This window comes from Acidovorax sp. KPB24-07 (genome assembly GCF_057543315.1).
This window is the reverse complement of the sequence record NZ_BAAJYS010000195.1, coordinates 1-7063: the sequence shown is the minus strand read 5'-3', so window position 1 is coordinate 7063 and position 7063 is coordinate 1. Positions and strand designations below refer to the sequence as shown.

8 protein-coding genes, 1 tRNA gene and 1 pseudogene are annotated in these 7063 nt (G+C 66.5%); 6 read left to right on the top strand and 4 right to left on the bottom strand.

What is annotated here, in order from left to right; translation table 11 throughout:
* Positions 1-273: pyridoxal-phosphate dependent enzyme (locus tag AC27IQ_RS16760; protein WP_487090127.1), on the top strand; the 273-nt coding region annotated here is incomplete at its 5' end.
* A 31-nt stretch (positions 274-304) separates the two neighbouring features.
* On the opposite strand, the gene AC27IQ_RS16755 is transcribed toward AC27IQ_RS16760, so the two are convergent.
* Positions 305-733, bottom strand: a complete 429-nt coding sequence (locus AC27IQ_RS16755) for a VOC family protein (protein WP_284405457.1) — start codon at positions 731-733, stop codon at positions 305-307.
* Between the two features lie 88 nt (positions 734-821).
* Here AC27IQ_RS16755 and serS point away from each other — a divergent pair, with 88 nt between their 5' ends.
* The 4 genes from serS to AC27IQ_RS16735 all read left to right on the top strand — a co-directional run bounded on the left by serS (position 822) and on the right by AC27IQ_RS16735 (position 3526).
* Positions 822-2132 carry a serine--tRNA ligase gene (gene serS, locus AC27IQ_RS16750; RefSeq protein ID WP_487090126.1) on the top strand — a complete coding sequence of 437 codons (1311 nt, stop codon included), beginning with the start codon at positions 822-824 and terminating at the stop codon, positions 2130-2132.
* 58 nt (positions 2133-2190) lie between these two features.
* The gene (locus AC27IQ_RS16745) at positions 2191-2751 is read left to right on the top strand and encodes a class I SAM-dependent methyltransferase (protein WP_317356468.1); all 561 of its coding nucleotides are present in this window, start codon (positions 2191-2193) and stop codon (positions 2749-2751) included.
* A 122-nt stretch (positions 2752-2873) separates the two neighbouring features.
* A complete protein-coding gene (locus AC27IQ_RS16740; RefSeq protein WP_487090125.1) occupies positions 2874-3386 on the top strand; it encodes a DUF1993 domain-containing protein in 513 nt (170 codons plus the stop codon).
* Positions 3387-3436: 50 nt separating this feature from the next.
* Positions 3437-3526: transfer RNA gene (locus tag AC27IQ_RS16735), tRNA-Ser, on the top strand.
* Positions 3527-3609: 83 nt separating this feature from the next.
* Here AC27IQ_RS16735 and AC27IQ_RS16730 read toward each other — a convergent pair.
* The 3 genes from AC27IQ_RS16730 to AC27IQ_RS16720 form a co-directional block, all read right to left on the bottom strand.
* A complete protein-coding gene (locus tag AC27IQ_RS16730; RefSeq protein WP_487090124.1) occupies positions 3610-4179 on the bottom strand; it encodes an RNA 2'-phosphotransferase in 570 nt (189 codons plus the stop codon).
* A 39-nt stretch (positions 4180-4218) separates the two neighbouring features.
* The gene (locus tag AC27IQ_RS16725; protein WP_487090123.1) at positions 4219-5523 is read right to left on the bottom strand and encodes a tryptophan--tRNA ligase; all 1305 of its coding nucleotides are present in this window, start codon (positions 5521-5523) and stop codon (positions 4219-4221) included.
* Positions 5524-5608: 85 nt separating this feature from the next.
* Entirely contained in the window at positions 5609-6277 is a 669-nt protein-coding gene (locus AC27IQ_RS16720; protein WP_272565547.1) for a site-2 protease family protein, read from the bottom strand.
* Between the two features lie 184 nt (positions 6278-6461).
* Here AC27IQ_RS16720 and AC27IQ_RS16715 point away from each other — a divergent pair.
* Positions 6462-7063, top strand: a pseudogene (locus AC27IQ_RS16715) (methyl-accepting chemotaxis protein); the annotation flags it as partial.

The following is a 7063-nucleotide window of genomic DNA, read 5'->3' as shown; positions in this document are numbered from 1 at the left end:
GGTGGCGTCGCCGCCGATTCGCTGGGCGCCCGCCGCATCGGCGACATCGCCTGGGAGGTGTCGCAGCGCCACGTGCATGCCGCGCTGCTGCTGCCCGACGAGGCCATCCGCAGCGCGCAGCAATGGCTGTGGCGGGAGCTGAAGCTGGCGGTCGAGCCGGCGGCGGCGCTGGGCCTGGCCGCGCTGCAAAGCGGCGCCTACCGCCAGCGCGCCGACGAGACGGTCGGCCTGATCCTGTGCGGGGCCAATTTCGATCCCGCCACGCTGGCCTGAGCGGCGCCGTGCTGGGGGCGCGCCTTGGCCTTCAGGCGGGCGGCTGCGCCCCGTCGCAGTTGACCATCCAGCCCACGCCGAACTTGTCCACCAGCGTGCCGAAGTGCGCGCCCCAGAACGTGACGGTGAAGGGCATGCCCACGTGCCCGCCCACGGCCAGGCTGTGGAAGATGCGCTCGCCGCGTTCGGCGCTGCCGGGGCAGTTGACCGACATCGAAAAGCCCGCGTGGCCTGCGAACGGCTGGCCCGGCATGCGGTCGCTGGCCATGAACCGGTGGCCGCCGGGCACTTCCAGGGTGGCATGCATGATCTTGTTGCGCCAGTGCGCGGGAAGCTGCTTTTCCAGCGGCGAGCCCTCGTAGCGGTGCACGGCGGTGAGGCGCCCTTCCAGGCACTGGGCGTAGAAATCCAGCGCTTGCTCGCAGTTGCCGTCGAAGAAAAGGTACGGTTCGATGTGCATGGAGTCCTCCCTGGGGCAGTGCGGTCCATCCTAAAACGGAAACTCCGGCGCGCCAACCCGGTAAGACGCCCTACTAAAATCGCGGCCTATGCTAGACATCCTCCTCCTTCGAAAAGACCTCGACTCCGCCATCGCCCGGCTGGAGACACGCAAAAAACCCCAGGCCTTCCTGGACGTCGAGGCCTTTCAGTCCCTGGAGTCCGAGCGCAAGACCTTGCAGACCCGCACCGAGGAACTGCAGGCGCGCCGCAACACGCTGTCCAAGCAGATCGGCCAGCTCAAGTCCAAGGGCGAGAGCGCCGATGCGGTCATGGCCGAAGTGGGCTCGCTCAAGTCGGAACTGGAAACCTCGGCCGCCCGCCTGGAGCAGTTGCAGGGCGAACTGCACGCGCTGCTGCTGGCCGTGCCCAACCTGCCGCACGAGAGCGTGCCCGTGGGCGCGGACGAAGCCGGCAACGTCGAGGTGCGCCGCTGGGGCACGCCGCGCGCCTTCGACTTCGCGGCGAAGGACCATGTGGACGTGGGCACGCCGCTGGGGCTGGACTTCGACATGGGCGTCAAGCTGTCGGGCTCGCGCTTCACCGTGATGAAGGGCCCCATCGCCCGGCTGCACCGTGCGCTGTCGCAGTTCATGCTCGACGTGCAGACCCAGGAGCACGGCTACACCGAGTGCTATGTGCCCTATGCCGTCAATGCCGATTCGCTGCGCGGCACCGGCCAATTGCCGAAGTTCGAGGGCGACCTCTTCGCGGCCAAGAAGGGCGGCCAGGACGGCGAGCCCGTGCCCGACCATGCGGCCCTGTACCTCATTCCCACCAGCGAAGTGCCGCTGACCAACTTCGTGCGCGACGTGGTCGTGCCCGAGTCGGACCTGCCCATCCGGCTCACGGCGCACACGCCGTGCTTTCGCTCCGAGGCCGGCAGCTACGGCCGCGACACGCGCGGCATGATCCGCCAGCACCAGTTCGACAAGGTCGAGATGGTGCAGATCGTGCACCCCGACAAGAGCTACGAGGCGCTGGAGGCCATGACGGGCCACGCCGAAGCCGTGCTGCAGAAGCTGGGGCTGCCTTACCGCGTGATGAGCCTGTGCACGGGCGACATGGGCTTCAGCGCCGCCAAGACCTACGACCTGGAAGTCTGGCTGCCCGCGCAGAACACCTACCGCGAGATCAGCTCGGTGAGCAACTGCGAGGCGTTCCAGTCCCGCCGCCTGCAGGCCCGCTTCAAGAACGCGCAAGGCAAGAACGAGCTGCTGCACACGCTCAATGGCTCGGGCCTGGCCGTGGGTCGCACCCTGGTGGCCGTGCTGGAGAACTACCAGCAGGCCGATGGCAGCGTGGAGATTCCGCCAGCGTTGCGCCCCTACCTGGGCGGGCTCGCTTCCCTGGCCGCGTAGGACGCGGGCCCGGGCCGCGCAGAATGGTTTTTTTGCACGATGGATGGGTGAGAAGGCCATGAAGCTCAACGTCGGCTGCGGTCGCAATACCCTCGCAGGGTGGCTGAACCTGGACAGCCAGGCGTTGCCCGGCGTGGACATCGTCGCGGACCTGGACGCCTGCGCGGCCACGCCCTTGCCGCTGGCGGACGGGAGCGTGGAGGAGTTTCTGCTGTCGCATGTCCTGGAGCACATCCCGAAGGTGCTGCCCATGATGCAGGAACTGCACCGCGTGGCCCGGCACGACGCGCGCATGGTCATCCGCGTGCCCCATGGCGCCAGCGACGACGCCTTCGAGGACCCGACCCACGTGCGCCAGCTGTTCCACGGGTCCTTCGGGTATTTCTCCCAGCCCTACTACTGGCGCGCCGATTACGGATACCGCGGCGACTGGATCACCGACCGCATCGAACTGACGGTGGCGCAGCGCCTGCGCGGATTGACCCACGAGCAGATCTGGGAATGCATCCAGAGCCAGCGCAATGTGGTGGTCGAGATGGTGGCCCATCTGCGCGCGGTGAAGCCGGCTCGCATGCCGTTGCGCGACTTGCAGAACGTGCCGCAGATCGTCCTGGTCTGAACCGTTATCGGACTGGGTCTTTCAGGGGTTTTCCCGCTCCGATCGTGCAGCAGCAGCCCATTGCTGGTGTACTTGCGATCCGCCGGCGTTCTGCCGGCCCTCTTTTCAAGGATCGACCCGCGATGACCTCTTTCATGTACAGCGCCAGCGTGCCCGTTTTCAAGCAGATGCTCGGCTCGCTGGGGGATGTAGTCTCCAAGACCGAAGCCCACGCGACCGCACGCAAGATCGACCCGGACGCTTTGCTGCAGGCCCGGCTGTTTCCCGACATGTTCCCGATGGCGCGGCAGGTGCTGGTCGCGTGCGATTTCGCCAAGGGCATCGCCGCAAGGCTGGCCGGCGTGGACGTGCCATCGCTGCCCGATGCAGAACGGCCAGGTTTCGCTGACCTGCGCACCCGGATCGACATCGTGCTGGCGTTCATCGAAGGCCTGCCCGCCGAGGCTTTCGACGAGGCCGCTGCCCGCCAGATCACGCTGCAGCCCGGCACGCCGCGCGAAAAGCAGTTTGCCGGCCAGCACTACCTGCTGCACTACGGCCTGCCACAGTTCTTCTTCCACGTGAATGCCACGTATGCGATTGCACGGCACAACGGAGTGGAACTGGGCAAACGCGACTACATGGGAAAGTATTGAGTCGGTCGGAAGGCTGAAACTTCCTGCTAGAATCCCGGCTTCGACACACAGGAGAGGTGGCAGAGTGGTCGAATGTACCTGACTCGAAATCAGGCGTAGTGGCAACACTACCGTGGGTTCGAATCCCACCCTCTCCGCCAGTAAGTAAACAAAATAGCGCCTTTCGGGGCGCTTTTTTGTTTGGCCAATCCACTTCCCCAGCAGCGCCGCTGCTCGGTCAATATCAGCGTCCGCCGCGGTTTATCGGCTCGAAGTCAATGAAATCGGCCGGCACATTCGCCGTGAGCCAGACGCCATTCTCGGCTTGGTAGAACCGGTGCCCTTGGCCGTGCATGGTGGCCGCTGCGATGGACAGCACCACGGGCTGCCCGTATCGCTGCCCCACGCTGGCCGCCGTCTGCGCATCCTCTGAAAGATGCACGTGGTGCCGCGAACCCGGCAGCAATCCTTGCTGGCGGATCGACTCCAGAAACCGGGTCGCAGTGCCGTGGTACAGAACAGCGGGCGGCGTCTTTTCCTCCATGCGGATCGAAACGGTGGGGGTGGAGTGCCCTTGCACCGCGCGGATACGGGAGCCATCTTCCGAAATCGAAAACCGCTTTTTGTCGCTGGTAACGACGACCTGCTCGATCAATGCACGGTCCAGCGCACGACCGTGCTGGGCCGCCGCCGCGATCAATGTGTCGATGGGGGCCCAGCCCTCGCGATCCAGGGTCAGCCCGATGGATTGGGGCTCATGGCGCAGAACGTAGCTGAGAAACTTGCTGGTTTCGGCGAGTGGCTGGGTGCTCATGGAAAACGCCTTGGGCTGTTTACCCGGTCTGGCGGCCCGTCACTCCGCCGCTGCGGCGATCAATGCCTGCAGGGCCTCGTCCACTTCGCGGTCCTCGACCCCCTGCTGCGGCACCAGGCAGGTTGCCAGCGCCTGCAGTGCTCCCGCTTCCTTCTGCAGCCGTGCAATGGCCTGCCCCGCATCGCGCGGCGCATCGAAGCCGGTGCTTTGCAGCAGCACCCGGCCATCCACCGCGACCAGCTTGAAGTAGAACTTGCCGTCCGCTTCGCGGTACTGCTTGAACGACGGCAGCGCCGCCTTGGCGGGCTTGGCCTGTGCGGGCGCCGCCACCGCGGCGGCGCGCAGGCTGCGCAGCCCCACGGCCCCGCGCAGGTCGCGCATGAAGGGCGTGGCGATGGCGCGTGCGCGTTCGGCGCCGGCCAGCAGGGTGTCCTCGATCTGCGAGGGGTCGGCCATCAGTGCTTCGTAGCGCGCGCGCATGGGGGCGATGACCTGGTCCACGCGTTCGAACAGCACCTGCTTGGCGTCGCCCCAGGCGATGCCTTCGGCGTATTGCCGGCGCAGCGCGGCGGTTTCCGCTTCGGTGGCAAAGGCCTGGTAGATCTGGAACAGGGCCGAGCCCTCGGTGTCCTTGGGTTCGCCGGGCGCGCGCGAGTCGGTGAGGATGCCGCCGATGAGCTTGCGCAGCTGTTCGCGTGACGAGAACAGCGGGATGGTGTTGTCGTAGCTCTTGCTCATCTTGCGGCCGTCAAGGCCGGGCAGGGTGGCCACGTGCTCGTCGATGGCGGCCTCGGGCAGCACGAAGCGCTCGCCGTACAGATGGTTGAAGCTGGCCGCCATGTCGCGCGCCATCTCGATGTGCTGCACCTGGTCGCGGCCCACGGGCACCTTGTGGGCCTTGAACAGCAGAATGTCGGCGCCCATGAGCACGGGGTACATGAACAGGCCGGCGGTCACGCCGTCATCGGCCTCGCGGCCGGCCGCGGTGTTCTTGTCCTGCGACGCCTTGTAGGCATGGGCACGATTGAGCACGCCCTTGCCGGTCACGCAGCTCAGCAGCCAGTTGAGTTCGGGGATTTCCGGAATGTCGGACTGGCGGTAGAAGGTGACGTGCTCGGGGTTCAGCCCGGCGGCGAGCCAGCTGGCCGCGATCTCCAGCGTGGACCGCTGGATGCGCACCGGGTCTTCGCACTTGATGAGCGCGTGGTAGTCGGCCAGAAAGTAAAAGCTCTGCACGCCGGGCTGCAGGCTGGCCGCGACGGAGGGGCGGATGGACCCGACGAAGTTGCCCAGGTGCGGCGTGCCCGTGGTGGTGATGCCGGTGAGAAAGCGCGTGGTGGTCATGAAAGCAAGATCCGCAGAAAACAAAGAAAAAGAGAACCGCAGCCGCGGGCCTGTCGGCACCGCGACCTTCAGGTGCGGGTGCCGATCAGCGCAGCATCGCCATCAGGGGCGTCAGCAGCAGGTTGATGGCCGAGTAGCCCAGCGACATGAGCGGGCGCAGCCAGACCGCACCCACCACGCCAGCCACGACCAGGGCCAGCACGATGAAGAAGCCGTAGGGCTCGATGCGCGACACCATTTGCGCCTGCTTCCAGGGCAGCAGGCCGACCAGGATGCGCCCGCCGTCCAGCGGCGGCAGCGGGAACAGGTTGAAGGCCCACATGACGAGGTTGACCAGCATGCCGGCGCGCGCCATCTCCAGGAAAAAGCGCTCCTGCACGCCGAAGCCGACCAGCGCGATGAGGAACACCGCCCACAGGATGGCCTGGAAGAAATTGGAGGCCGGCCCCGCCAGCGCGACCCAGATCATGTCGCGCTTGGGGTTGCGCAGGTTGCCGAAATTCACCGGCACCGGCTTGGCGTAGCCGAACAGAAATGCCCCCGACGTGGCGAAGTACAGCAGCAGCGGCATGAGGATGGTGCCGACCGGGTCGATGTGCTTGAGCGGGTTGAGCGTGATGCGGCCCATCATGAACGCGGTCTGGTCGCCGAAGTGGCGCGCGGCGTAGCCGTGGGCGGCTTCGTGCACCGTGATGGCGAAGAGCACCGGCAGTGCGTAGATGAGAACGGTTTGGATGAGGTTGGAGAAGTCCACCGGGCGATTGTCTCAGACGCCGGCATGGGGCCTTTCCCGCGGCATAAGCGCAACTACGGAGGGCGCCCGGCGCGATCGTTGATAGCATGGCACGGCATGTTGCAAAACGTAGCCTGTGCACACCGCCGGGCGCCGGTGGCTGCCTGCGATAACGACATACAACAGGCATAGGAGACAGTCGATCATGGGCTTGGACAGGCTGAAGATTGGTACGCGGCTGGTGCTGGCGTTCGGGGCGCTCGCGGCGCTGATGGCACTGCTGGTGGTCGTGGGGCTCACCGACATCGGGCGGGCGCAGGCGTCGCACCGCGCGGCGTTGCAACTGGCGGGCGGCCTGGCCGACGCGCAGCGAATGCCGCTGGTGCAGGCCGTTCAGGCGGCGCAGGGGCAACTGGACGACGTGCGGGTGTGGCTGCTGGTGCTGGGCGGGCTGGTGTTCGCGGTGGCCATTGCCGCGTTCCTGCTGCTGCGCCAGGGCATCGTGAGCCCCCTGGCCCAGGCCATCGTCATCGCCGAAACCGTGGCGGCGGGCGACCTGAGCAAGGAGTTCAGCTCCGACCTGCAGGGCGATTTCGGGCGGCTGCTCGGGGCGTTGGGCACGATGGAAGACACCTTGACCGAGCTGGTCTCGCGCATCAAGCAGTCCACCGATGCGATCACGCTGTGCGCGGGCGACATCGATTCGGGCAATTCCGATCTGTCGCGCCGCACGCAGGAGCAGGTGTCCTCCCTGACCGAGACGGCCGCGAGCATGGCGCAGCTCACCTCCACCGTGCGCCAGAACGC

What these genes read in the sequence shown, in the direction of transcription:
- AC27IQ_RS16755 (WP_284405457.1), bottom strand. Translation starts at nt 733, where the DNA reads ATGCACATCGAACCGTACCTTTTCTTCGACGGCAACTGCGAGCAAGCG.
- serS (WP_487090126.1), top strand. Translation starts at nt 822, where the DNA reads ATGCTAGACATCCTCCTCCTTCGAAAAGACCTCGACTCCGCCATCGCC.
- AC27IQ_RS16745 (WP_317356468.1), top strand. Translation starts at nt 2,191, where the DNA reads ATGAAGCTCAACGTCGGCTGCGGTCGCAATACCCTCGCAGGGTGGCTG.
- AC27IQ_RS16740 (WP_487090125.1), top strand. Translation starts at nt 2,874, where the DNA reads ATGACCTCTTTCATGTACAGCGCCAGCGTGCCCGTTTTCAAGCAGATG.
- AC27IQ_RS16730 (WP_487090124.1), bottom strand. Translation starts at nt 4,179, where the DNA reads ATGAGCACCCAGCCACTCGCCGAAACCAGCAAGTTTCTCAGCTACGTT.
- AC27IQ_RS16725 (WP_487090123.1), bottom strand. Translation starts at nt 5,523, where the DNA reads ATGACCACCACGCGCTTTCTCACCGGCATCACCACCACGGGCACGCCG.